The organism is Streptomyces sp. M2CJ-2 (genome assembly GCF_016757295.1).
Classification (GTDB): Bacteria; Actinomycetota; Actinomycetes; order Streptomycetales; family Streptomycetaceae; genus Streptomyces.
The window spans coordinates 1-1,542 of record NZ_JAESIF010000226.1; the positions used below are offsets into that span (position 1 = coordinate 1).

1 protein-coding gene is annotated in these 1,542 nt (G+C 75.8%); it reads right to left on the reverse strand.

Translation table 11 applies throughout. From position 1 onward, the window contains the following. Positions 1-1,542 (reverse strand): polyketide synthase dehydratase domain-containing protein (locus JL475_RS38970; protein ID WP_202282920.1); only part of this gene is annotated, 1,542 nt, incomplete at both ends.

Sequence of the window (1,542 nt, forward strand, 5' to 3'; positions counted from 1 at the left end):
CAGCGCACCACCCACCACCACAGCGGAACCGCCCGCACCGGAGGAAGACCCGGTCCACTCCGCCCACTCCACGCCGAACAGCTCCCCCGCACCCGGGGCAGCCCCCTCACCGAGTTCGCCCAGCGGCCGCGCCACCAGCGATGCCACCGACGCCACCAGCCGACCCTCACCGTCAGCGACGTCGAGGGAGACACCCTCTCCGTCCGCCGGCGCCATCCGTACCCGCAGGAGGGAGGCGCCCGAGGCGAACACCTCGACCCCCGACCACGCGAACGGCACCACCGCGTCGCCGTCCCCCGCCACGAGCTGGGCGTGCAGCGCGGCGTCCAGCAGTGCCGGGTGCAGGCCGAAGGGCTTGGGGTCGATCCCGGCCTCCTCCGCCGTGGCCACCTCGGCGAACAGTTCCTCGCCGCGCCGCCAGACCCCGCGCAGGCCACGGAACGCCGGACCGTACGCGAAGCCCAGGTCAGGGAGGGTGTCGTCGTACACGCCGGCTACGTCCACGGGCTCGGCGCCGGTCGGGGGCCAGGCCGCGACACTGTCCGCGGGGACCGGCGAGACCGCGTCGCTCAGTGCGCCCGTGGCGTGCCGGACCCAGCCGTCGCCGGCTTCGGCGGTCTCGTCGCGCGCGTGGATCGTCAGGGTGCGCCTGCCCTCGTCGTCCGGGCCGTCGACCGCGATCTGTACGGCGACGCCGCCGGCGTCCGGGAGGACCAGCGGGGCGTGCAGGGTCAGCTCCTCCAGCCGGGCGCAGCCCACTTCGTCCCCGGCGCGGATCGCCATCTCCACCAGCGCCGTACCCGGCACGACGACCGCGCCGTGCACCCGGTGGTCCGCCAGCCACGGCTGGCCGTCCACCGACAGCCGCCCCGTCAACACCGCACCGCCCGACTCCGGCAACGGCAGCACCGAGCCCAGCAGGCCGTGCTCCGCCGAGGCCAGTCCGGCCTGCTTGGCCGCCTGGCCCGGTGTCCCCGAGGTCGAGGAGATCCAGTAGCGCTCGTGCTGGAAGGGGTAGGTGGGCAGTTCGACGCGCTTGGCGCCGGTGCCGGCGTAGAACGCCTCCCAGTCGACGGGCGCGCCGCCGACGTGGAGGGCGGCCAGGGCGTGCACGGCCGTGGTCGCCTCGTCGCCGTCCCTGCGCAGCAGCGGGACCAGGGCGAACTCCTCCGCCCGCTCCCCCAGCGCCTCGGTGGCGAGGGCGGTCAGCACGGTGTCCGGGCCCAGCTCCACCAGCCGGGCCACCCCCGCGTCGGCGAACGCCCGCACGCCGTCCGCGAACCGGACCGCCTCGCGGGCGTGGCGGACCCAGTAGCCGGGCGTGGCCATCTCCGCCGCCTGCGCACCGCCCAGCATGGAGATCAGGCCGCGGGTCGGCGCCTGGAACTCCAGCCCGGCCAGTACGTGGGCGAACGCGTCCAGCATCGGCTCCATCAGCGGCGAGTGGAAGGCATGCGAGACCCGCAGCCGCCTGGTCCGCACGCCGCCGGCCGTCAGCCGCTCGACCACCGGCTCCACCTCGGCGCCCGCACCCGCGATCAC